Below are 22,310 nucleotides of genomic sequence, written 5' to 3'. Positions count from 1 at the left end.
TTGATAGATAGGGATATCTAATAAATGCAAACTAAGGGGATAAAGAATGTTAATCTTAACTCGTAAAGTTGGCGAAAGTGTACTTATTGGAGATGATATTTCTATCACAGTGTTAAGTGTACGTGGAAACCAAGTAAAGCTCGGTGTACAAGCGCCTAAAGAAATATCTGTTCACCGAGAAGAGATTTACCAACAAATAAAAAAGAAACAAGATGAATCTTCTAATGATTTATCTTAATTATTATGGATTTTAATATATGAAAGTCATTATTCCAGTTGCCGGTTTAGGCACTCGTATGTTACCTGCTACAAAAGCAATTCCAAAAGAAATGCTTACATTAGTAGATAAGCCACTAATCCAATATGTAGTAAATGAATGTGTTGCTGCCGGTATTAAAGAAATTGTACTCGTTACTCATTCCTCAAAAAATGCTATAGAGAACCACTTTGATACATCTTTTGAGCTTGAAACAATGTTGGAAAAACGTGTAAAACGCCAACTTTTAGAGGAAGTCCGTTCTATTTGCCCTAAAGATGTTACCCTTATACATGTACGTCAGGGTAATGCAAAAGGTTTAGGTCATGCTGTGTTATGTGGTCGCCCGGTAGTAGGAGATGAACCTTTTGCTGTTGTTCTACCTGATGTATTACTTGCCGATTTTAGTGCAAATCAGAAAAAAGAAAATTTATCCGCTATGATTAAACGTTTTAATGAAACGCTTTCTAGTCAAATTATGGTGGCACCCGTTGCCCAAGAAGACGTGAGTAGTTATGGTATCGTTGATTGTGGTAATGTAGAACTCAAAGATGGGGAAAGTGCTAAAATTGAAAATATCGTTGAAAAACCTTCGATTGAAAATGCACCATCTAACCTTGCTGTAGTAGGTCGTTACGTGTTTTCTTCTGCAATTTGGGATTTATTAGAAAAAACCCCAATTGGTGTAGGTGATGAGATTCAATTAACCGATGCAATTGATATGCTGATCGAAAAAGAAACTGTCGAAGCATTCCACATGACTGGTAACTCTTTTGATTGCGGCGATAAAATCGGTTATATGCAGGCTTTTGTTGAATACGGTATTCGGCATGAAAAACTAGGTAAAGATTTTAAGAAATTTATTAAAAATCTTGCAAAGAACTTATAAAAGTCATAAAAAGAGCGGTTAATTTTACCGCTTTTTTATTATCTTAAGATAATATGACAAGCTAATTGAATAGATTTAATAACACAATTTTTTGCCAATTTAAAAACAAATATTTTTATAAATGTCCATTAAAAAATCAGTCACCAAAACTTACACTATAAATTTTGTAGAAATTATTTTATTTTTCTTATAAATTTCAAATAACAAAAAAGCCCGCACCTTGCGAGCTTTTTTTATTTTTATCCAGAGCTTATTCCGCCACTGTTGTTTCTACAACTTGCGGGCGTTCAACTAACTCAATATAAGCCATTGGAGCATTATCACCCGCACGGAAACCACATTTTAAAATACGGGTGTAACCACCTGCACGTTGAGCAAAACGTGGACCTAATTCATTGAATAACTTCGCAACAGTATCAATGTTACGAGTACGAGCGAATGCTAAACGACGGTTTGCAACGCTATCTTCTTTTGCTAATGTAATTAACGGTTCAACTACACGACGTAATTCTTTAGCTTTAGGTAAAGTTGTCTTGATAATCTCGTGACTAACTAAAGCACTGGCTAAATTACGAAACATCGCTTGGCGATGGCTACTATTACGGTTTAGTTGACGACCACTCTTACGATGGCGCATGATATTATCCTTCTCAGAAAAACCTTAATCTATGCCAAATCAGTCTTCAGCAATACTTGCTGGCGGCCAATTTTCAAGGCGCATACCAAGTGACAAACCACGTGAAGCAAGTACATCCTTAATTTCAGTAAGTGATTTCTTACCAAGGTTAGGCGTTTTTAACAACTCAACTTCTGTACGTTGTACTAAGTCACCGATATAGTGAATTGTTTCTGCTTTCAAACAGTTAGCAGAACGAACTGTCAACTCTAAATCATCTACAGGACGTAGTAAAATCGGGTCAAATTCCGGTTTTTCTTCCTTGATTTCAGGTTGACGAACATCACGCAAATCAACGAATGCATCTAGTTGCTCTGCTAAGATTGTTGCTGCACGACGAATTGCTTCCTCAGGATCCAACGTACCGTTTGTTTCTAAATTAATTACTAATTTATCCAAGTCCGTACGTTGTTCAACACGAGCAGCCTCAACATTATAAGAAATGCTTTCGACAGGACTATAACAAGCATCAACAAGTAAACGACCAATTGGACGTTCATCTGTCTGAACACGAGTCGAAGCCGGAACGTATCCTCTGCCACGCTGAACACGAATACGCATACTAATTGAGGCATTTTCGTCAGTTAAATGACAAATCACATGGTCTTGATTTACAATCTCAACATCCCCATCATAGGAGATATCTGCTGCAACAACAGGGCCAATTCCAGATTTATTTAGTGTCAGAATAACATCATCTTTATTCTGTACTTTGACCGCTAGACCTTTAAGGTTTAAAAGAACTTCAAGAATATCTTCTTGAACTCCCTCCTTACTACTATACTCATGCAATACTCCTTCGATCTCTACTTCAGTTACAGCACAACCCGGCATTGAAGATAGAAGAATACGACGTAATGCATTACCTAGAGTATGACCAAAGCCACGCTCTAACGGTTCAAGGATCACCTTAGCATGTGTTGAGCTAACTTGCTCAATATCTACTAAACGTGGCTTTAAAAATTCTGTAACAGAACCCTGCATTTTATCCTCTCTTTACTTTTAAGCTTAACTATTATTTCGAGTAAAGCTCAACGATCAGATGTTCGTTAATATCTGCTGATAAATCAGAACGTTCAGGAATACGTTTAAAAACACCTTCCATTTTAGTTGCATCAACTTCTAACCAAGTTGGTTTCTCTCTTTGTTCTGCTAATTCTAATGATGCCTTAATCCGAGCTTGTTTTTTAGATTTTTCTCTAACAGCTACTACATCATTAACTGCAACTTGGAAAGATGGGATATTCACAACGCGACCATTTACCACAATCGCTTTATGACTTACTAACTGACGAGCTTCTGCTCGAGTCGCAGCAAATCCCATACGATAAACAACGTTATCCAATCTACCTTCTAGTAACACCAATAAGTTTTCACCAGTGTTACCTTTTAGGCGATTCGCCTCTTTATAGTAGTTACGGAACTGACGTTCTAAAATACCATAGATACGACGAACTTTTTGTTTCTCACGTAATTGACTACCATAGTCAGATAAACGTGGTTTACGAGCACCATGTTGACCTGGTGCTGTATCAATTTTACATTTTGAATCAATCGCACGCACACCTGATTTAAGAAATAAATCAGTGCCTTCACGACGGCTGAGCTTGAGTTTAGGGCCCAAATATCTTGCCATTTTCTTTCTCCAACTATCCTATTACGTCACTAAACACGACGTTTTTTCGGTGGACGACAACCGTTATGAGGAATCGGGGTCACATCTGTAATATTCGTGATACGGAAGCCCGCAGCATTTAATGCACGGATTGTTGACTCACGACCAGGTCCCGGACCTTTAACCATAACTTCCAAGTTCTTTAAGCCGAATTCTTTAACAATTTCAGCGCAACGTTCAGCGGCAACTTGTGCAGCAAACGGAGTAGATTTACGAGAACCACGGAAACCTGAACCACCAGCTGTTGCCCATGCTAAAGCATTACCTTGGCGGTCAGTAATAGTAACGATTGTGTTATTGAAAGATGCGTGAATATGAGCTACGCCATCCACAACTTGTTTTTTTACACGTTTACGTGCACGAACTGGTGTTTTAGCCATTATTTACCCCGACTATTTTTTGATCGGTTTACGAGGACCCTTGCGGGTACGCGCGTTAGTTTTAGTACGTTGACCACGTACCGGTAGACTACGACGATGGCGTAAGCCACGGTAACAACCTAAGTCTAGAAGACGTTTGATGTTTAATGTTACTTCACGGCGTAAGTCACCTTCAACGGTAAATTTACCAACTTCGTCACGCAGTTTGTCAATCTGCTCTTCAGACAATTCTCTGATCTTAACATCTTCGGCAATCCCCGCTGCAGCACAAATAGCTTTTGAACGAGTTTTACCGATACCATAAATTGCAGTTAAGGCAATCACAGTATGTTTGTGATCAGGAATGTTAATGCCTGCAATACGGGCCACTATGCACTCCTATATTCTAAATTAATTGGCATTCTGATCTTGAAAAGCCCGTTTTCAGGATACTCAAACAGAATACCAAGGATGTAAATGAGTCGGGCAGTATAACTGCTCAACTGGTTCTTTGCAAGAAAAATGTCAATTAACCTTGACGTTGTTTATGTTTAGGGTCACTACACAATACGCGCACAACCCCTTCACGTTTAACAATTTTGCAGTTACGACACATTTTCTTTACGGAAGCACGAACTTTCATTGCTTATCCTTTTTTACGTTAATCGGACAATTATTGTCCTAACCCCTTGAGGTTTGCTTTTTTCAATGCAGATTCATATTGAGACGACATTAAGTGACTTTGAACCTGTACAATGAAATCCATAATTACAACGACAACGATTAATAATGATGTTCCACCGAAGTAGAATTTAACATCCCAAGCCGATGTCATAATATAAGGGACCAAACACACAAATGTTACATAAAGACCGCCAATTAAAGTTAAACGAGTCATTACTTTATCAATGTAACGCGATGTTTGCTCACCTGGTCTAATTCCTGGGATAAATGCACCAGATTTTTTTAAGTTATCTGCCGTATCACGCGGGTTATATTGCATTCCGGTGTAGAAGAAACTGAAGAAAATAATTGCAATTGCATAAACAAGCAAATACAGAGGTTGACCAGGATTCAACAACATTGATAAATTATTCAACCATTCAAATTTATCATTCTGACCAAACCATTGCGTTAACGTAGCTGGGAATAAGATAATGCTAGATGCAAAAATTGCTGGCATTACATTTGCCATATTAACTTTTAATGGTAGATGTGTTGAGTGTCCACCTAAGATCTGACGACCTTGCTGACGTTTAGCATACTCAATTCGAATTCGACGTTGTCCTCTTTCTACAAAAACAACAAAATAAGTTACCGCAAAAACAATTGCTGCTATTAGTAAAAGAACTAACGGATGCATTTGTCCTTGGCGAGCCTGCTCAATTGTTTCTAGAATAGCTGAAGGTAAACCTGCTACGATCCCCCCGAAAACAAGAATCGAAATACCATTACCAATTCCTCTCTCTGTAATTTGTTCACCTAACCACATTAAAAATATGGTTCCGGTGACTAAACTTACTACTGAGGTAAAATAAAAACTGAATCCAACATTTGGGACCAGTCCGGGTAACATATTCGGTAACCCCGTAGAAATTGCAACAGCTTGAATAGTAGCAAAAACTACCGTGGCATAGCGAGTATACTTGGTAATTTTTCTTTGACCAGCTGCTCCTTCTTTCTTCAACTCAGCTAAAGCAGGAGAAACCGTTGCTAACAATTGAATCACGATAGATGCCGAGATATATGGCATAATACCTAGCGCAAGAATCGAAGCCCGGCTTAATGCACCACCAGAGAACATGTTGAACATATCAATGATGGTACCTTTTTGTTGTTCAACTAATTGAGCGAGTACGGCTGCATCAATACCAGGAACCGGAATAAATGAACCAATACGATAAACGATAAGTGCACCTAAAACAAAAAGCAATCTACTTCTTAGCTCACCTTTACCACTATTGGTACTTCTAGCTTGATAACCTGGTTGTTTAGCCATTTGCTAATTATTCCTCAATTGAACCGCCAGCAGCTTCAATTGCTGCTTTTGCACCTTTAGTCACACGTAAACCACGGATAACAACTGCAGATTTCAACTCACCCGCTAAAATAACTTTAGCAAATTGAATATCTTTAGTTAAAACATTTGCAGTTTTTAATGTTTCTAAAGTTACTATACCGCCTTCTACTTTATTTAAGTCATTCAAACGAACTTCTGCGGTAACTGCAGCTTTCATTGAAGTGAAACCAAATTTTGGTAAACGACGGTATAATGGCATTTGACCGCCTTCAAAACCGCGACGAACCCCGCCACCGGTACGAGATTTTTGACCTTTATGACCACGTCCACCGGTCTTACCTAGACCAGAACCAATACCACGACCAAGGCGTTTAGAACTATGTTTGGCGCCCTCAGCCGGAGATAGAGTATTTAAACGCATCTCTTACTCCTCTACTTTAACCATGTATGAAACCTGGTTAATCATTCCACGTACTGCTGGTGTATCAATTAACTCAACTGTGTGGTTCATATGGCGAAGACCAAGACCACGCAAGGTAGCTTTATGCTTCGGTAAACGAGCAATTGAACTACGAACTTGTGTTACTTTAATAGTTTTAGCCATTATTAATTACCCCAAAATTTCATCAACAGTCTTACCACGTTTTGCAGCAACCATTTCTGGTGATTTCATGTTTGCTAATGCATCAATAGTTGCACGAACAACATTAATTGGGTTGGTAGAACCGTATGCTTTAGAAAGGACGTTACGTATACCAGTAACTTCTAACACTGCGCGCATCGCACCACCAGCAATGATACCAGTACCTTCACTAGCAGGTTGCATAAATACACGAGAACCAGTATGAACACCTTTAACCGGGTGTTGCAATGTACCTTCATTTAAAGCTACATTAATCATATTGCGACGAGCTTTCTCCATCGCTTTTTGGATCGCTGCCGGAACCTCGCGTGCTTTACCATAACCAAAACCTACGCGACCATTTCCATCACCTACCACAGTTAATGCGGTAAAGCTCATAATACGACCACCTTTTACAGTTTTTGATACACGGTTTACTGCGATTAGCTTCTCTTGCAGTTCACCAGCTTGTTTTTCGATGTTTGACATCTCAATTTACCTCATTAGAACTGTAGACCAGCTTCACGAGCAGCGTCCGCTAAAGTTTGGACACGTCCATGATATTTAAAGCCGGAACGATCAAAAGCAACAGCTTTTACGCCTTTTGCTAATGCACGCTCTGCAACGGTTTTACCCACTACTGCAGCTGCGTCTTTGTTACCGGTGTATTTTACTTGCTCACGAATTGCTTTCTCAACAGTTGAAGCAGCGGCAAGCACTTCTGAACCGTTCGGTGCAATAACTTGTGCATAAATATGACGTGGAGTACGGTGAATAACCAAACGAGTTACACCTTGCTCTCTCATCATATAGCGTGCACGAGCTGCACGACGGATACGAGCTGATTTCTTATCCATAGTGTTACCTTAATTATTTCTTCTTAGCCTCTTTGATACGTACCACTTCATCAGAGTAACGTACCCCTTTACCTTTATAAGGCTCAGGACGACGATAAGCACGAATATCTGCTGCAACTTGACCGATTAGCTGTTTATCAGCACCTTTCAATACAATCTCTGTTTGAGAAGGACATTCAGCAGTAATACCTGCTGGCAAAGTGTGCTCTACTGGGTGGGAATAGCCCAAACTTAATGCAACTACATTACCTTTAAGTTGTGCTCTGTAACCAACACCAACCAATACTAATTTTTTAGTGAAGCCTTCATTAACACCGATAACCATTGCATTAACCAATGCACGAGCTGTGCCTGATTGGGCATTCGCATCAACAAAACCTTCACGTGGAGCAAAAGTTAGTTGACCATTATCTTGTTTAACTTCAACTGAATTATGAATTGTGCGAGATAACTCGCCATTTTTACCTTTTACTGTTAATAACTGACCGTTAAGTTTAACCTCAACACCGGCAGGAATATTAACAGGTGCTTTTGCAACACGAGACATTTTCCTACCTCTCTATTAAGCTACATAACAGATGATCTCACCGCCTAAGCCAGCTTGACGAGCTGCGCGGTCAGTCATAACACCTTTAGATGTAGAAACAACAGCAACACCTAATCCACCCATAACTTTTGGTAACTCGTCTTTACGTTTATAAATACGAAGACCAGGGCGGCTTACACGTTGGATACTCTCTACAACCGGTTTTCCTTGGAAATATTTTAAAGTAATTTCCAACTCAGGTTTTACACCTTCTAAAACTTTAACGCTTTCGATATAACCTTCAGCAGCTAATACATTGGCAATTGCCACTTTTAGCTTGGATGAAGGCATACTGATCGCAACTTTGTTCGCAGCTTGACCGTTACGAATTCGGGTCAACATATCTGCGATTGGATCTTGCATACTCATTGTACTTTTTCTCCGATTCCAAAATAAAGTGGTATATTACCAACTCGCTTTTTTAAGGCCTGGGATTTCACCGCGCATTGCAGCTTCACGGACCTTAATACGGCTTAAACCAAACTTACGAAGAACGCCGTGTGGACGTCCAGTTTGGCGGCAACGGTTACGCTGACGAGATGGGCTAGAATCGCGTGGTAAAGTTTGTAACTTTAATACCGCATTCCAACGATCTTCGTCAGAGGCATTGACATCTGAAATGATTTTCTTTAATTCCACACGTTTAGCATAGAATTTTTCAGCCAATTTAACGCGTTTTACATCGCGTGCTTTCATTGATTGTTTAGCCATAATAACCTGCCTTATTTACGGAATGGGAAATTAAAGGCAGCAAGTAGTGCTTGACCTTCTTCATCATTCTTAGCAGTAGTTGTGATAGTGATATCTAGACCACGTACACGATCTACTTTATCGTAATCGATTTCAGGGAAGATGATTTGTTCACGCACACCCATACTGTAATTACCACGACCATCAAATGATTTCGCACTCAAACCGCGGAAATCACGAATACGTGGAACAGCAATTGTAATTAAACGTTCAAAGAACTCCCACATACGCTCACCGCGTAGTGTTACTTTACAACCGATTGGATATCCCTGACGGATCTTAAAGCCTGCAACAGATTTACGAGCTTTAGTTACTAAAGGTTTTTGACCGCTGATTGCCGTTAAGTCCGCTACTGCGTTGTCTAGCAATTTTTTGTCGGTCAATGCTTCACCCACACCCATATTCAGGGTAATCTTTTCGATTCGTGGGACTTGCATGACAGATTTGTAGCCGAATTTATTTTTTAATTCGTTTACTACTTGATCTCTGTAGTAATCATGCAGTTTCGCCATCGCATTACTCCAGTTTGTTAGATAATTTCATTGTTAGATTTAAAGAAACGTACTTTTTTGCCTTCTTCAAATCTAAAACCTACACGATCAGCTTTATTTGTTTTCGGGTTAAAAATCGCAACATTTGAAACGTCAATTGCTGCTTCTTTTTTCACTAAGCCACCAGCTTTGCCTAATGCAGGAACCGGTTTTTCATGTTTAGTGACAATATTGACACCTTCAACAAAAACTTTACCGTTCGGTAACACTTTAGTTACCTTACCACGCTTGCCTTTATCTTTACCGGCAAGCACAATTACTTCATCGTTTTGACGAATTTTTGCAGCCATTTGTCACTTCTCCTTACAGTACTTCTGGTGCCAAAGAAATGATCTTCATGAACTTCTCAGAACGTAGTTCACGCGTCACAGGTCCAAAAATACGAGTACCGATTGGTTGCTCAGTGTTATTATTTAAAATAACACAAGCATTGCCATCGAAGCGAATGACTGATCCATCTGGGCGACGAACACCCTTCTTGGTGCGCACAACAACTGCTTTTAATACATCACCCTTTTTCACCTTACCACGAGGAATTGCTTCTTTCACAGTAATTTTGATGATGTCACCAATTGCAGCATAACGACGGTGCGATCCACCTAGAACCTTGATACACATTACGCTGCGAGCGCCTGAGTTGTCAGCAACATCCAGCATAGTCTGTTCTTGGATCATATTAGTGCTCCGTTAAGTTAAAAAAACACCCTTTCGGGACGAACCTACTTACATAAACATAAGACAGATGTAAGAGGTTGCGGAATATAGCATAAAGGACTAGGTGAATCAATAAGATTTATAGATAAAATGTGAAAAGGCTGAGGAAAAATAAATATTTTTACAATGCTATCTGTGGAAAATATTGTTCTGTAATATCAACAAGATCTAACAAAGAAATGAACTGTACTCTATTTTCTTTAGGTAAAAGTGCGGTCAAATTTCTTGCTAAAATATCCTGTTCCAAGGCAAAACAATCTCCCTTACAAAGTTTAAAATAATCGGGATATTTTATCATCAACAAAACCGCATCTTGCCAAAGTATAATCGCATCATTTTCTGTAACCAAAGAAAGATAGGCGATTAATTCTTCCTTATCGTAAGTTGCTTGAGAAAAACAATAGAGCATAAAATATCCCTTAAAATGTGAGTAATTTCTCTGCTTGGTCCAGCTTAGCGAATAACAAAGTGCGGTCAATTTTTTTTGCCGATACTATAAGGCTATCCTCTACGATACCGAATTTATCAAGAGACTCCCGACAAATAAAACGTTGTTCGATATTATATAAGTCCAATAACTTAAACGTGCGAATAAAATCCTTTTGTAATAACTGCTCCGGTTGTTGCCCATTTAGTAAATTAAGCACACCATCATCGATAAAAAACACTCCAATGTCATCCTCATCACAAAATGCGGTTGCCGCTAACAAGGCATCCAACCCTTCCCGTGCAGAAGATGTACCATGGGGAACAGAACGAAACAAAAAGGCAATTTTCATAATGTAATAACCCTATCGACATTTAATATCGCAGCCATAAATTCCCCTAAACCGGTAATCATAAAGCCCTCTGCCAGATTATGACTTTTCCTGTTTTCCGCCGTCATTTCATTTACTACACCTCGACGTTGTGAGGCCGCCACACACAAATATAAAGGAACATCATATTTATCGGCAAAAACTTGCCAATATCGCTGTAAGTTCACCTCATCACTAGCCGGATAAACAAAAGAGTTACCATTGCTCACCCCTTCTTGAAAAAAGAAAATCTGTTTAATGCTATGCCCTTTTTCAATTAAGGCTTCTGCGAATTGATAAGCGAGATAAGCCCCTTGTATACCATAAACCGGGCTTTTTACCGCAAGTACATAGTCCATTATTCTTGCTCTTGTTTAATTTGACGAATATAAAGATAGACGGTATGGCGGGAAATATCCAAACGTTCTGCGACTAAATTAATGGCATCTTTAATATCAAAAATCCCTTTTTCATATAATGAAATCACAATTTGGCGGTTTTTATTGTTATTTGCTACGGCACGATCCGCACTGACTTCCTCAATCGTTTTTTCAACGGTTTGCGAAACCAGATCTTCCATAGAATTAGCAAAATTTACAGAGGATGTTTCTGCAACTTCAATAGCAGGCATAAAAGACTGAATAAATTGTGAGATAGGAACATCAAGATTAATGTTAATACATAGTAACCCGATCATTCGTTGATTTTTATTACGAATAGCGATCGTAACCGATTTCATCAAGATATTGCCCTTTGCCCTTGTAAAATAGGGATGAGAAACACTTTCACTTTGCATATTACGCAAAGAACGCAATGCTAAATCGGTAATAGGGGAACCCACTTGACGATTGGTATTATGCCCGTTAGCAATACAAATAGCGGAATGTTCAATATCATCCAAAGAATGCAAAACAATCTCACAATGCTCACCGATAAGTGCGCTCACACCATCCACTACGGCTTTATAAGAATTTAAAATTGCGTGATCTTCATCTGTGAAAATATATTTTTCATGTAACATGGACAAATCCCAAATCGACACTAAAAATGACCGCACTTTATGTGCCACTAATAACAAAGCACAAGCAAACGCTTGTGCTTCCATCAAAATTATTTATTATTTTGCTTTTGGATTCACATCTAACACTTCAACTTCAAAATAAAGTGTGGCATTTGGTGGAATGGAAGCCCCGGCTCCTTGTTTACCATAAGCTAATTCAGGAGGAAGTACCAACTCAATTTTGCCGCCTTTTTTCACTAATTGAAGCCCTTCTGTCCAGCCTTTCACTACTTGATCTAAACGAAATTCTGCCGGTTGACTACGCTCTACCGAACTATCGAAAACTTTACCGTTTGGTAATTTGCCCGTGTAATGTACTTTTACCGTATCCGTTGGCTTAATCACCTCACCTTTTCCGGCTTCAACAACACGATATAATAAACCGGATTTTGTGGTTTTCACCCCTTCTTTTTTGGCAAACTCAGCACGATATTTATCGCCTTCATTTTGTGCCTTCTGTGCAATCTCTTTCATTTTCGCTTGTTCACGCGCAACGATTTTTTGTTGAAACTGCTCTAAAGTTTGCGTCAATTCACCAATTTTTTCTTCGGTAAATTTACCTTTCAGTACATCATCCACCGCTTTATTTACTTGCGTTTCGTTTAATTTAATTTCACCTTGCTGTGCCAATAATTTTGCCTGCGTCATAGAATAGGCGGTTAAGGCATAAGATACATCATCATTAAATTTCACATCCGCCTTTTCATCTGCAAAAACAACGCCGGAAACAACCGCACTTACCATTAATGCCGCCAATGAAAATTTTTGAACCTTTAACATTGTTATTAATCCTTTATAATAGAAAAGTGCCGAATAGATTAAATCGGATTTAAGCTATTCTCAACTTTTTTTTAAAATTTAGAGAAAAATCATGCAAATTCAACAAAGGTTAGAAAATCGCATTACCGAACTTGAAATGAAAGTGGCATTTCAAGAACAATTGTTAGAGGAATTAAACCAAGCATTAGTTCAACAACAATTTGATATGGATAGAATGCAGCTGCAATTACGTTATATGGCGAATAAATTGAAAGATTTCCAGCCCTCAAATATTGCCAGCCAAGCAGAAGAAACCCCTCCGCCGCATTACTGAAAAAAATGGATAATCAACAATGATTATCCATTTTTACTTGTGATTATTTCACCACGCTAAACGATAAATCTTGATAAACTTTTCCCATCTTTTTATTGTTTTCCCTGTAAAACTAATAAAAATAAACTAAAAAAATAGACCACACTTTTTATTGCACAATCATTATTCCAATGCAGCCCATATCGGCAAGCATAAGATTCGATGCGCCAAAAATAAACGGATAATTATTGGAGGAAGGTTGATCAAAACGCACTAAAATTTGCGTTTTTCCTCTCACCCATACTGTATCTTTCCAAGCTAACTCACTCTCTTTCGACACACCATTCTCATTACTTTCCACGATAAATTTCGCCCCTTGAAGGGTAAACCCAACCGGTAGAGAACTGGTTAAAATCCAGCGTTCCACCGAGCCTTGTTTTGCCACAACATCCACACGGCGAGGATCAAAACGTTGTTGGTTAATTAAAGCGCCTGTGACATCCAAAACAAATGTTCGCTCTCGTTCAATTTTTGCATTTAGCATAGACACTGCATCTGTCTCAAATTTTACGTCCATTTTTTGAGCGAAAGCGGAAAAATCACCTTGAGGGCGTAATTCTAATACGGTATTTTCCACTAATTCACCGTCAGAGGAAAACACCTGTTTCACTTTGTCAAAAATACCCCGTTTATGCCCTGAAATAAGCGAAACATTACCACCTTCACTTAGATTAATTAAGATTTCTGTCCGCTCGCCCGGAGCCAAAATAAAGGATTTCACCACATTACCTTGAGGAAGAAAGCCTAAATCTTTTGCAATCACCGTGATGTCTTGATCGTTATCCAAACGCAGATCATAAGCCCGAGCCAAAGAGGCGTTGAGCAAACGCAATCTCACCCACCCACGAGGCACATCTAAATAAGGGGCTTCCAAGCCATTGACTAATAAGCGATTCCCCACAAAGTGCGGTTGATTTTGTTTGAATAGTTGTAACCCTTCACTATTAAATTCCATATCCTGTAAAATCAATGGAATATCATCTACCCCATATTTACGGGGAAGAGCGGATTTAGTGCTTTGCTCATCTTCAACCAACCACATTCCCACTAATCCCCGATAGGTTTGATAAGCAGAGTTAGCCAATGTCGCAGAGCGATACCAACAAGTGGCGGCAGGTTGCTCAATCGGCACAATCGGTGCCCAAGACTCGCCTTTTTTAAGTACTCGTGCCGCCCCACCAAACAATTCACCGGAAGCCTGTAAACCTTGGATGGAAAGGGAGACGTGTTGAGGTAAATTATTGTGGTAATTGAGTTTCGCAAAACTACCCGACTTAATTTTGATTGTCGGCCCTAAATAATTACCGTTAAAGCCCCATACGCTGACCTGATGTTCGCCGTCCAGCTTATATCCCGTTTCCTCCATAGTCAGAATAATCGGGCGACCACGGCGCACTTCAACCAATGGCGGTACGACCAATTTAGGTCGTGTCGCGGCAATGAGAGGTGTCGGCACAGTAAAAAGTGCGGTGGAAATTGCACTTGTTTTTAGCAACTGTCGGCGGGAAAGTTTAAGCATTTGAACTTTCCTTATTTTGATGGAATTGCATAATTTCCACATCCAATTCGGCAATACGCTTTTCCATCAAATCGTGGCAATATGTGGCTAAATCTCGCACGGTTTCTTTGCTATAACCGCTCGTATCAATCGGCGCCATCATTTCGCAAATCACCTTGCCGTTATCCCAACGATTTAGATTGATTTTATTATGAGTGGTTGAACACACCACCGGGATAATCGGTACACCAGCGGCAACTGCAGCATAAAACGCACCGGTTTTAAAAGGTAATAATCCCCGTCCACGACTTCGCGTGCCTTCCGGAAACATCCAAATAGAAAGGTTATCTTTATTAATACGCTCTGCAAGCTGTGTCATTGTGCCATGAGCCTTAGAACGATTTTCCCGATCCAAAAAAACATTGCCCGTTACCCAATACAAAATACCGAAAAACGGTATCCACATCAGGCTTTTCTTCCCAACACTCACGGTACGAGGTTGCACCATATAAGAAATCGTCACCATATCGTAGTTATTTTGGTGATTACCAATATAAATCGCACGCCCAAAGTTTTCTTTATTTTCCGGAAAACGGTGTTCCACTTGCAACCCGAAAAGCGGGTACAAACGCCCAAACCATCGAGCCATTACACCTACATTGCTGGGATTTTTAAAGCGGATAAAGGAATAAATCGTGCCAAGCACACAAATTAAAATACAGCAAATCACCACAATGAGGATTCGAACCAGTTTTAACATATCAATACCTATGAGAAAATTTCGCGGAAGTATAGCAAATTAGAAGGAATTTTGTGCTAATCTAGACAAAAATTTACGGAAATTTTATGAAAAAGACTTATTTCATTGCAGATCTTCACCTGAGCGAAACACAACCAAAATTGACCGCTCTTTTCTTAGACTTTATGCACAATCTTGCTCCAACAGCGGAGGCAGTTTACATCCTCGGCGATTTATTTGATTTTTGGATCGGTGATGACGAACAATCGCCATTAATTACTCAAGTTAAAGGTGCAATTAAACATCTCACAGGACAAGGTATCGCTTGCTACTTTATCCACGGCAACCGTGATTTTCTTATTGGAAAACGCTTTACTAAAGAAACAGGGATAATTTTACTGCCCGATTATCAAATGATTAATCTTTACGGTATGCCTACCTTACTCTGCCACGGCGATACCCTTTGTATTGATGATGTCAACTATCAACAATTCCGCCTCAAGGTTCATCAAAAATGGCGGCAATGGCTTTTCCTTCATTTACCCTTAAAAGTGCGGTTAAAAATTGCGGAGAAAATTCGGGCAAAAAGCCGAAAAGACAAAGCACACAAAGCTGATGAAATTATGGATGTAAACCTTCCTTTCACCTTAGCCAAAATGCAGCAATGCAATGCCCCTCTCTTAATTCACGGGCATACCCACCGAGAAGCGATTCATCACTATGAGGGCAAAAAACGCATTGTACTAGGTGATTGGCGAACCGATTATGCATCAATTCTAGTGGCGGAAGAAAATGGGGAAATTGGTTTCCTAAAGTAGCGTAATTCCGTGTGAAAATATTCGAATAATCCTTTCACACTTATAACTTTTTCATCTATCAAATAGCCTTTATTTCTTTCCAAAACCAAAACTCCTCACGTACTATCAAGCGGCAAGTGATTTTTACAACAGGAGTTTTTTATGTCTCAATCTCAATTTATTATCCACAATATTGACACCGCACCGGAAGCCGCAAAAGAAGCCTTAACTGCGATCAAAAATGCCAATGGATTTATTCCAAATTTAATCGGCGTATTGGCTAATGCCCCCACCGCCTTAGAAACCTATCGCACCGTGGGCGGCATTAACGGTAGAAATAGCCTTACCGCAACAGAACGTGAGGTCGTACAAATTACCGCGGCCGTGGTAAACGGCTGTGGATTCTGTGTGGCAGGACATACGAAAATTGCCTTAAAAGTATTAAAGTTAGAGGAAGGGCTTGTGAACCAAATCCGTGCCACCGCACGCATTGAAAGCGATGATAAACTTGATACCCTCGCCCGTTTTACCCTTGCGGTCATCTTGCAAAAAGCAAAACTCACACCGGCGCAACTTCAAGCCTTTTTTGACGCAGGCTATACACAAGAAAATGCGATTGATGTCATCCTTGGCGTGAGCCTCGCCACATTATGTAACTATGTCAATAATATTGCAGAAACCCCAATCAACCCGGAATTACAACCCTTCGCATAATTCCTTCTCTCCTTATGGCAAAGTATTATCTTTGCCATTTTTCTAGGGTATGTAGATATTTTGTCACCTTTAATCATCAATAAGTTATTAATAAAAAAGGAAATATAATGAACAGCCGTGATCTTTACCCTCATGAAATTTTACAAGATGTTATTGACAAAAGTTATGCCAAATCACAAGGCCATCTTAAAACCCTCGCCATTCTCAGTTTTTTAGGTGGCGGTTATGTCAGCTTCGGTTATATGGCTTATTTGAAAGTGGTGAGCGGAATCCCCTCCGAGTGGAGCGGGCTTGCCACCTTATTAGGTGCGGCTGTGTTTCCTATTTGTTTAATCTGTATCCTCATCGGCGGAGGAGAACTCGCCACCGGAAACATGATGATGATGGCATTAGGGCGACTCAGTAAACGTGTCAGTTTCAAAAAATTAGTCCAAAACTGGGGGATTGTCAGCCTTGGTAACCTTGCCGGTGCACTGTTTATGGCATTTTTCTTAGGACATTATGTGGGCTTGGCAGAAGGTATTGCCTCCGCTAAAACTATCGCTATTGCAGAAGCGAAAGTACAAATGGATTTTTCCCGCGCCTTCATTTCTGCCATTGCCTGTAACTGGATGGTCTGTATGGGAATTTGGTTTTATTTTGGCGCAAAACAAACTTCAGGACGAATCCTTGCCATGTGGTTTCCTGTGATGATTTTCGTGCTTATCGGTTTACAACATTTTGTCGCTAATATGTTTATCATTCCTGCCGGAATTTTTGCCGGTGCGAATATCACTTGGGGAGAATTTTTCTTAAATATGATTCCGGTTTTTCTTGGTAACGTTACAGGTGGCGCGGCATTTGTGGGCGCTTCTTATTTGTATGCTTATCGTCATTTATTGAAAGAAGACTATCAGATCTAAATTTCATAAAGTGCGGTTAAAATCAACCGCACTTTTGTTCCATCTATTAAAAACTCGATCCCGGTTGGGTTAAAAATTCGATTTCTTCTGCGCTACTTTCCCGCCCTAATACGGCATTACGATGAGGATAGCGTCCAAAACGATCAATAATCACCTTATGTTTTAATTCAAAATCCACACTTTCCTCGGGGCCAAATTGTTCAAATAAAGGCACGGCTTGTTCATGAATCACTTTGCTTTCACTATGCATTAACGGCATTAGCATAAAATGACGTTCACGCACAGTCATAGTTTTAAATTCAGGTTGTTTCACCGCCTCTTGTGCCAACGCAATAGCCATATTGTCCTGTGCAAATGCCAAAGGGCTATCACGATGTAAATTGCGTGAAAACTGGTCTAATACAATAATCTCAGCCAACCGACCATGTACTGTTTCACGCCAATGGCTTAATTCCGATTGTGCCGCCTGCTGCCATAACTCATAAAATTGCTCACGGATTTTGCGGTCAAACGCCTCACTTTTAGCAAACCAAAACGGTTTTGTTTCCTCATTAAACCAAAAATCAAGTACGCGTTGGTAAGACATTGCTTTCTCCTCTCAATAAAAAAACGAGTAATATTTTACAAGAAAACCGCTTGATAAAGAATGCCGGAAAACAAACGCAAACGTTTTCGTTTTTCTCCCTTTTCCTTTATAATAGTGCGCAATTTTCATTTCTATTTAGGCTCAAAGGGAATCCTTATGTTTCAAATTTTTCGTGGCTCACCTGCCCTTTCCGAATTCCGCATCAATGGTTTAATGCAAAAATTCCAACAAAACGGGCTACCGGTAAAATCTGTCTATGCCGAGTATATCCATTTTGTCGAACTCAATGCACCGCTTTCCGGCGAACAGGAAAGCAAACTAAAAGCCTTGCTCCATTACGGCCCTACCTTGGCAGAACACGAAGCAAAAGGTGAAACCTTTATTGTTATCCCACGTGTCGGCACCATTTCCTCTTGGTCATCCAAAGCGACAGATATCGCCCATAATTGCGGCTTAAAAGAAGTGGATCGAATTGAACGTGGTCTTGCCTATTACTTTGAATTTAACCAATCTTTAGATGAAAAAACACAGTCAAAATTAACCGCACTTTTGCACGACCGTATGATGGAAACCGTGGTGCGTGATGCCAAAGAGGCCGAAGTTTTATTCCGCCACCAAGCACCCAAAGCGTTCACTACCGTGGATATTTTAGGCGGTGGCCGAAAAGCGTTAGAAACCGCCAATATTGAACTGGGGCTTGCTTTAGCGGAAGATGAAATTGATTATTTGGTGGAAAATTTCACCGCCCTTGGACGCAACCCGAACGACATTGAACTTTATATGTTCGCCCAAGCGAATTCCGAGCATTGTCGCCATAAAATCTTTAATGCGGACTGGGTGATTGACGGTGAAAAACAAGAAAAATCCTTGTTCAAAATGATCAAAAACACCTTTGAGAAAACGCCGGATTTCGTGCTTTCCGCCTATAAAGATAACGCCGCTGTGATGGAAGGCTCTAAAGTGGGACGTTTCTTTGCCGATCAAGACGGGCAATATCGTTACCACAATGAAGATGCTCATATTTTGATGAAAGTGGAAACGCACAATCACCCAACAGCGATCTCGCCTTTCCCGGGGGCGGCAACCGGCTCCGGTGGGGAAATTCGTGATGAAGGGGCAACCGGTCGTGGGGCAAAACCGAAGGCAGGTTTAACCGGTTTTTCCGTATCAAATCTGGTGATTCCAAACTTTGAGCAACCTTGGGAAAATCCGCTTTCGAAGCCTAACCGCATTGCATCTGCCCTCGATATTATGATTGAAGGTCCGTTAGGCGGTGCGGCATTTAACAATGAATTTGGTCGCCCGGCATTGCTCGGCTATTTCCGCACTTATGAAGAAAAAGTGAACAGTTTTAACGGCGAGGAAGTCCGTGGTTATCACAAACCGATTATGCTGGCAGGCGGTATCGGTAATATTCGTGCCGAACATGTGCAAAAAGGCGAAATTCCTGTTGGCGCAAAACTTATCGTATTAGGTGGCCCGGCGATGAATATCGGTTTAGGTGGTGGTGCGGCCTCCTCAATGAATAGCGGTAAATCAAAAGAAGATTTGGATTTTGCTTCCGTTCAACGGGAAAACCCTGAAATGGAACGCCGTTGCCAAGAGGTGATCGACCGTTGCTGGCAACTCGGTGAAGATAACCCGATTTTATTTATTCACGATGTAGGCGCAGGCGGTTTATCCAATGCCATGCCTGAATTGGTACACGATGGCGAGCGAGGTGGAAAATTCGATTTACGTTCCATTCTTTGTGATGAAAAAGGCATGTCGCCTCTTGAAATTTGGTGTAACGAGTCACAAGAACGCTATGTTTTAGCCATTGCACCGGAAAAATTGGATTTATTCACCGCACTTTGTGAACGTGAACGCGCGCCTTTTGCGGTGATTGGTGAAGCTACGGAAGAAAAACATTTAACCTTGCACGACAGCCATTTCGATAATAATCCGATTGATTTACCAATGAACGTGCTGCTCGGTAAAACGCCAAAAATGACCCGCAATGTGCAATCAAGTGCGGTCAAAAATCCACCAGTTTCACAAGATAATATAGTGTTGAAAGAAGCCCTCCACCGTGTATTACGTTTACCGGTGGTGGCAGAAAAAACTTTCCTCATTACCATTGGCGACCGCTCTGTCACCGGTATGGTGGCACGGGATCAAATGGTCGGTCCATGGCAAATTCCGGTTTCCGATGTGGCCGTCACCACCGCAAGTCTTGATAGCTATCATGGTGAAGCCATGTCAATGGGCGAACGTGCACCAGTGGCATTACTTGATTTTGGTGCCTCTGCTCGTTTGGCCGTAGCGGAATCCATCACCAATATCGCCGCTACCAATATTGGCGAGATTAAACGCATTAAACTTTCCGCCAACTGGATGTCAGCAGCCGGCCATGGTGGTGAAGATGCCGGACTTTATGAAGCGGTGAAAGCCGTCGGTGAAGAACTTTGCCCTGCTCTTGGCATCACCATTCCGGTAGGCAAAGATTCCATGTCAATGAAAACGACTTGGGAAGAAAATGGCGAGAAAAAAGCGGTCACCGCCCCACTTTCTTTAGTGATCAGTGCGTTTGCCCGCGTGGAAGATGTACGCAAAACCGTCACACCGCAACTTCGTACCGATAAAGGTGCGTCCCGACTGTTGCTGATTGATTTGGGTGAAGGTAAAAATCGCCTTGGTGCGACCGCACTTGCCCAGGTTTACAAACAACTCGGTGATAAACCGGCAGATGTAGAAAATGTAGGGGCATTGAAACACTTCTTTGAAGCAATGCAAACCCTTGTGGCAGAACGTAAATTATTAGCTTATCACGACCGTTCCGACGGTGGATTAATCGTCACCTTGGCGGAAATGGCATTCGCCGGAAACTGTGGTATTGAAGTGGATATTTCCGCCTTAGGCGATAATGATCTCGCGGTATTATTTAACGAAGAACTGGGAGCGGTCATTCAAGTAGCGGAAAACGAATTAACCGCCGTACGGGAAATTTTAAATGCGCACAATTTATTACCGTTTACCCACGAACTCGGTGCAGTTACAACGGAAAATCACATTGAAATCGCTCGTGGCAATAAAAAATTACTCAGTGAAAAACGTTCTGAATTGCGTGGTATTTGGGCGGAATTAACCCATCAAATGCAACGTTTACGGGATAACCCGGAATGTGCCGATCAAGAATTTGAGGCGAAAAAAGATCCGAACAACAACGGATTATCTGCTTGCTTAACCTACGATCCGAATGAAGATATTGCCGCACCTTATATTGCGAAAGGGGCAAAACCAAAAGTTGCCGTGTTACGTGAACAAGGTGTAAACAGCCATGTGGAAATGGCGGCGGCGTTTGATCGTGCTGGATTTGCGGCGGTTGATGTACATATGAGTGATTTAATGGCAGGTCGTTACCATTTGGACGATTTTAATGCCATGGTCGCTTGCGGCGGTTTCTCTTACGGTGATGTTCTCGGCGCCGGCGGTGGTTGGGCAAAATCCATTTTGTTTAACCCACAATTACGTGAACAATTCAGCCAATTCTTCGCCAATGAAAATACCCTTTCTTTAGGGGTGTGTAATGGTTGTCAGTTTATCTCTAATCTTGCGGAAATCATTCCGGGTGCAGAAAACTGGCCTCGCTTTGTGCGAAATAAATCCGAGCGTTTTGAAGCCCGTGTTGGTTTAGTGAAAATCAATGACACGCATTCCTTATGGTTCCAAGGTATGGCGGGTTCACATATGCCAATCGCCGTATCTCATGGTGAGGGACGTGTTGAATTCAAAACACCGGAAAATTTAACCGCACTTCAAGCACAAAATTTAATTGTTGGGCAATATATTGATAGCCACCTAAATGTAACGGAAAGCTATCCGGCAAATCCAAACGGCTCTGTCTTAGGTATCACGGCGATTTCTAATACGGACGGTCGAATCGCAGCCATGATGCCGCACCCTGAACGGGTATTCCGTGCCGTGAGCAACTCTTGGTATCCGGAAGATTGGAGTGAGGATGGTGCTTGGATGCGTTTATTTAGAAATGCACGGGTGCAGTTTAAATAACAGGAAACTATTGGGCTTTAAAGCGTCGATGTGATTTATGCTTAAAGCCCGATATAAGCTGAATATACGACCGCAAGTGC

32 protein-coding genes are annotated in these 22,310 nt (G+C 40.8%); 7 read left to right on the top strand and 25 right to left on the bottom strand.

The genetic code is table 11. The features are described from left to right. The first annotated feature begins 46 nt into the window (after window positions 1-46). Together csrA and galU are read left to right on the top strand one after the other, a co-directional pair. Window positions 47-238, top strand: coding sequence for a carbon storage regulator CsrA (gene csrA, locus BKK47_RS01020; RefSeq protein ID WP_077493083.1), 192 nt, complete (start codon window positions 47-49; stop codon window positions 236-238). A gap of 19 nt (window positions 239-257) precedes the next feature. Then, a complete protein-coding gene (galU, locus tag BKK47_RS01015) occupies window positions 258-1,145 on the top strand; it encodes a UTP--glucose-1-phosphate uridylyltransferase GalU (RefSeq protein WP_077493082.1) in 888 nt (295 codons plus the stop codon). A gap of 250 nt (window positions 1,146-1,395) precedes the next feature. Here galU and rplQ read toward each other — a convergent pair whose 3' ends face one another. The 22 genes from rplQ to BKK47_RS00905 all read right to left on the bottom strand — a co-directional run bounded on the left by rplQ (window position 1,396) and on the right by BKK47_RS00905 (window position 12,592). Beyond that, a complete protein-coding gene (gene rplQ / locus BKK47_RS01010; protein ID WP_077493081.1) occupies window positions 1,396-1,782 on the bottom strand; it encodes a 50S ribosomal protein L17 in 387 nt (128 codons plus the stop codon). A 39-nt stretch (window positions 1,783-1,821) separates the two neighbouring features. Continuing rightward, window positions 1,822-2,805 (bottom strand): DNA-directed RNA polymerase subunit alpha, encoded by a 984-nt coding sequence (locus BKK47_RS01005; protein WP_077493080.1) that lies wholly within the window; start codon window positions 2,803-2,805, stop codon window positions 1,822-1,824. Between the two features lie 31 nt (window positions 2,806-2,836). Beyond that, window positions 2,837-3,457, bottom strand: coding sequence for a 30S ribosomal protein S4 (gene rpsD, locus BKK47_RS01000; protein ID WP_018356917.1), 621 nt, complete (start codon window positions 3,455-3,457; stop codon window positions 2,837-2,839). 29 nt (window positions 3,458-3,486) lie between these two features. Continuing rightward, window positions 3,487-3,876, bottom strand: a complete 390-nt coding sequence (gene rpsK / locus BKK47_RS00995) for a 30S ribosomal protein S11 (RefSeq protein WP_005543603.1) — start codon at window positions 3,874-3,876, stop codon at window positions 3,487-3,489. Between the two features lie 12 nt (window positions 3,877-3,888). Beyond that, window positions 3,889-4,245, bottom strand: a complete 357-nt coding sequence (gene rpsM / locus BKK47_RS00990) for a 30S ribosomal protein S13 (protein ID WP_059366018.1) — start codon at window positions 4,243-4,245, stop codon at window positions 3,889-3,891. A gap of 139 nt (window positions 4,246-4,384) precedes the next feature. Then, the gene (gene rpmJ, locus BKK47_RS00985; RefSeq protein WP_005625868.1) at window positions 4,385-4,498 is read right to left on the bottom strand and encodes a 50S ribosomal protein L36; all 114 of its coding nucleotides are present in this window, start codon (window positions 4,496-4,498) and stop codon (window positions 4,385-4,387) included. Window positions 4,499-4,528: 30 nt separating this feature from the next. Beyond that, window positions 4,529-5,854: a preprotein translocase subunit SecY gene (gene secY, locus BKK47_RS00980; protein ID WP_077493079.1), complete on the bottom strand. Its 1,326-nt coding sequence runs from the start codon at window positions 5,852-5,854 to the stop codon at window positions 4,529-4,531. 7 nt (window positions 5,855-5,861) lie between these two features. After that, window positions 5,862-6,296: a 50S ribosomal protein L15 gene (rplO, locus tag BKK47_RS00975; RefSeq protein ID WP_077493078.1), complete on the bottom strand. Its 435-nt coding sequence runs from the start codon at window positions 6,294-6,296 to the stop codon at window positions 5,862-5,864. 3 nt (window positions 6,297-6,299) lie between these two features. Beyond that, window positions 6,300-6,479, bottom strand: a complete 180-nt coding sequence (gene rpmD / locus BKK47_RS00970; RefSeq protein ID WP_026215457.1) for a 50S ribosomal protein L30 — start codon at window positions 6,477-6,479, stop codon at window positions 6,300-6,302. A 6-nt stretch (window positions 6,480-6,485) separates the two neighbouring features. Next, a complete protein-coding gene (gene rpsE / locus BKK47_RS00965; RefSeq protein ID WP_059366021.1) occupies window positions 6,486-6,986 on the bottom strand; it encodes a 30S ribosomal protein S5 in 501 nt (166 codons plus the stop codon). A gap of 14 nt (window positions 6,987-7,000) precedes the next feature. Beyond that, window positions 7,001-7,354: a 50S ribosomal protein L18 gene (rplR, locus tag BKK47_RS00960; protein ID WP_018356923.1), complete on the bottom strand. Its 354-nt coding sequence runs from the start codon at window positions 7,352-7,354 to the stop codon at window positions 7,001-7,003. 13 nt (window positions 7,355-7,367) lie between these two features. Further along, a complete protein-coding gene (rplF, locus tag BKK47_RS00955; protein WP_077475846.1) occupies window positions 7,368-7,901 on the bottom strand; it encodes a 50S ribosomal protein L6 in 534 nt (177 codons plus the stop codon). Between the two features lie 15 nt (window positions 7,902-7,916). Continuing rightward, window positions 7,917-8,309 (bottom strand): 30S ribosomal protein S8, encoded by a 393-nt coding sequence (rpsH, locus tag BKK47_RS00950; RefSeq protein ID WP_018356925.1) that lies wholly within the window; start codon window positions 8,307-8,309, stop codon window positions 7,917-7,919. A 36-nt stretch (window positions 8,310-8,345) separates the two neighbouring features. Beyond that, window positions 8,346-8,651 carry a 30S ribosomal protein S14 gene (gene rpsN / locus BKK47_RS00945; protein ID WP_005701877.1) on the bottom strand — a complete coding sequence of 102 codons (306 nt, stop codon included), beginning with the start codon at window positions 8,649-8,651 and terminating at the stop codon, window positions 8,346-8,348. Window positions 8,652-8,662: 11 nt separating this feature from the next. Then, window positions 8,663-9,202, bottom strand: a complete 540-nt coding sequence (rplE, locus tag BKK47_RS00940; protein WP_018356926.1) for a 50S ribosomal protein L5 — start codon at window positions 9,200-9,202, stop codon at window positions 8,663-8,665. 17 nt (window positions 9,203-9,219) lie between these two features. Next, window positions 9,220-9,531, bottom strand: coding sequence for a 50S ribosomal protein L24 (gene rplX / locus BKK47_RS00935; RefSeq protein WP_018356927.1), 312 nt, complete (start codon window positions 9,529-9,531; stop codon window positions 9,220-9,222). A 13-nt stretch (window positions 9,532-9,544) separates the two neighbouring features. After that, entirely contained in the window at window positions 9,545-9,916 is a 372-nt protein-coding gene (rplN, locus tag BKK47_RS00930; protein WP_005548786.1) for a 50S ribosomal protein L14, read from the bottom strand. A 160-nt stretch (window positions 9,917-10,076) separates the two neighbouring features. Continuing rightward, entirely contained in the window at window positions 10,077-10,364 is a 288-nt protein-coding gene (locus BKK47_RS00925) for a DsrH/TusB family sulfur relay protein (RefSeq protein ID WP_077493077.1), read from the bottom strand. Window positions 10,365-10,374: 10 nt separating this feature from the next. Continuing rightward, the gene (gene tusC / locus BKK47_RS00920) at window positions 10,375-10,734 is read right to left on the bottom strand and encodes a sulfurtransferase complex subunit TusC (RefSeq protein ID WP_077493076.1); all 360 of its coding nucleotides are present in this window, start codon (window positions 10,732-10,734) and stop codon (window positions 10,375-10,377) included. Further along, window positions 10,731-11,111, bottom strand: a complete 381-nt coding sequence (gene tusD, locus BKK47_RS00915; RefSeq protein WP_077493075.1) for a sulfurtransferase complex subunit TusD — start codon at window positions 11,109-11,111, stop codon at window positions 10,731-10,733. Before tusD ends, tusC begins: the two co-directional genes overlap by 4 nt. Further along, on the bottom strand, window positions 11,111-11,773 hold the full coding sequence (locus BKK47_RS00910; RefSeq protein ID WP_077493101.1) for a helix-turn-helix transcriptional regulator: 663 nt from the start codon (window positions 11,771-11,773) through the stop codon (window positions 11,111-11,113). The genes tusD and BKK47_RS00910 overlap by 1 nt, the downstream gene beginning before the upstream one ends. A 96-nt stretch (window positions 11,774-11,869) precedes the next feature. Continuing rightward, window positions 11,870-12,592, bottom strand: a complete 723-nt coding sequence (locus tag BKK47_RS00905; RefSeq protein ID WP_077493074.1) for an FKBP-type peptidyl-prolyl cis-trans isomerase — start codon at window positions 12,590-12,592, stop codon at window positions 11,870-11,872. Between the two features lie 91 nt (window positions 12,593-12,683). Between BKK47_RS00905 and BKK47_RS00900 the strand changes: the two genes are divergently transcribed. Further along, entirely contained in the window at window positions 12,684-12,905 is a 222-nt protein-coding gene (locus BKK47_RS00900) for a SlyX family protein (protein ID WP_077475856.1), read from the top strand. Window positions 12,906-13,053: 148 nt separating this feature from the next. On the opposite strand, the gene BKK47_RS00895 is transcribed toward BKK47_RS00900, so the two are convergent. Together BKK47_RS00895 and BKK47_RS00890 are read right to left on the bottom strand one after the other, a co-directional pair. Continuing rightward, the gene (locus BKK47_RS00895; protein WP_077493073.1) at window positions 13,054-14,463 is read right to left on the bottom strand and encodes a multicopper oxidase domain-containing protein; all 1,410 of its coding nucleotides are present in this window, start codon (window positions 14,461-14,463) and stop codon (window positions 13,054-13,056) included. Next, window positions 14,456-15,202, bottom strand: a complete 747-nt coding sequence (locus tag BKK47_RS00890; protein ID WP_077493072.1) for a 1-acylglycerol-3-phosphate O-acyltransferase — start codon at window positions 15,200-15,202, stop codon at window positions 14,456-14,458. The genes BKK47_RS00895 and BKK47_RS00890 overlap by 8 nt, the downstream gene beginning before the upstream one ends. Window positions 15,203-15,288: 86 nt before the next feature. Between BKK47_RS00890 and lpxH the strand changes: the two genes are divergently transcribed. The 3 genes from lpxH to BKK47_RS00875 all read left to right on the top strand — a co-directional run bounded on the left by lpxH (window position 15,289) and on the right by BKK47_RS00875 (window position 17,594). Beyond that, complete coding sequence (gene lpxH, locus BKK47_RS00885) at window positions 15,289-15,999, top strand: UDP-2,3-diacylglucosamine diphosphatase (RefSeq protein WP_077493071.1); 711 nt, start codon at window positions 15,289-15,291, stop codon at window positions 15,997-15,999. A 141-nt stretch (window positions 16,000-16,140) separates the two neighbouring features. Then, window positions 16,141-16,692 (top strand): carboxymuconolactone decarboxylase family protein, encoded by a 552-nt coding sequence (locus tag BKK47_RS00880; RefSeq protein ID WP_077493070.1) that lies wholly within the window; start codon window positions 16,141-16,143, stop codon window positions 16,690-16,692. A gap of 107 nt (window positions 16,693-16,799) precedes the next feature. Continuing rightward, entirely contained in the window at window positions 16,800-17,594 is a 795-nt protein-coding gene (locus tag BKK47_RS00875) for a formate/nitrite transporter family protein (protein WP_077493069.1), read from the top strand. 46 nt (window positions 17,595-17,640) lie between these two features. Here the strand turns inward: BKK47_RS00875 and BKK47_RS00870 are convergent, their stop codons facing one another. Beyond that, window positions 17,641-18,180 (bottom strand): DUF924 family protein, encoded by a 540-nt coding sequence (locus tag BKK47_RS00870; RefSeq protein WP_077493068.1) that lies wholly within the window; start codon window positions 18,178-18,180, stop codon window positions 17,641-17,643. Window positions 18,181-18,336: 156 nt separating this feature from the next. On the opposite strand from BKK47_RS00870, the gene purL reads away from it, so the two are divergent. Beyond that, on the top strand, window positions 18,337-22,230 hold the full coding sequence (gene purL / locus BKK47_RS00865; RefSeq protein ID WP_077493067.1) for a phosphoribosylformylglycinamidine synthase: 3,894 nt from the start codon (window positions 18,337-18,339) through the stop codon (window positions 22,228-22,230). The last annotated feature ends 80 nt before the right edge of the window (window positions 22,231-22,310 follow it).

It is taken from the genome of Rodentibacter mrazii (assembly GCF_001998825.1).
GTDB classification, from domain to species: Bacteria; Pseudomonadota; Gammaproteobacteria; order Enterobacterales; family Pasteurellaceae; genus Rodentibacter; species Rodentibacter mrazii.
The sequence above is the reverse complement of the archived record's forward strand: the minus strand, read 5'-3'. Positions and strand labels throughout refer to the sequence as shown.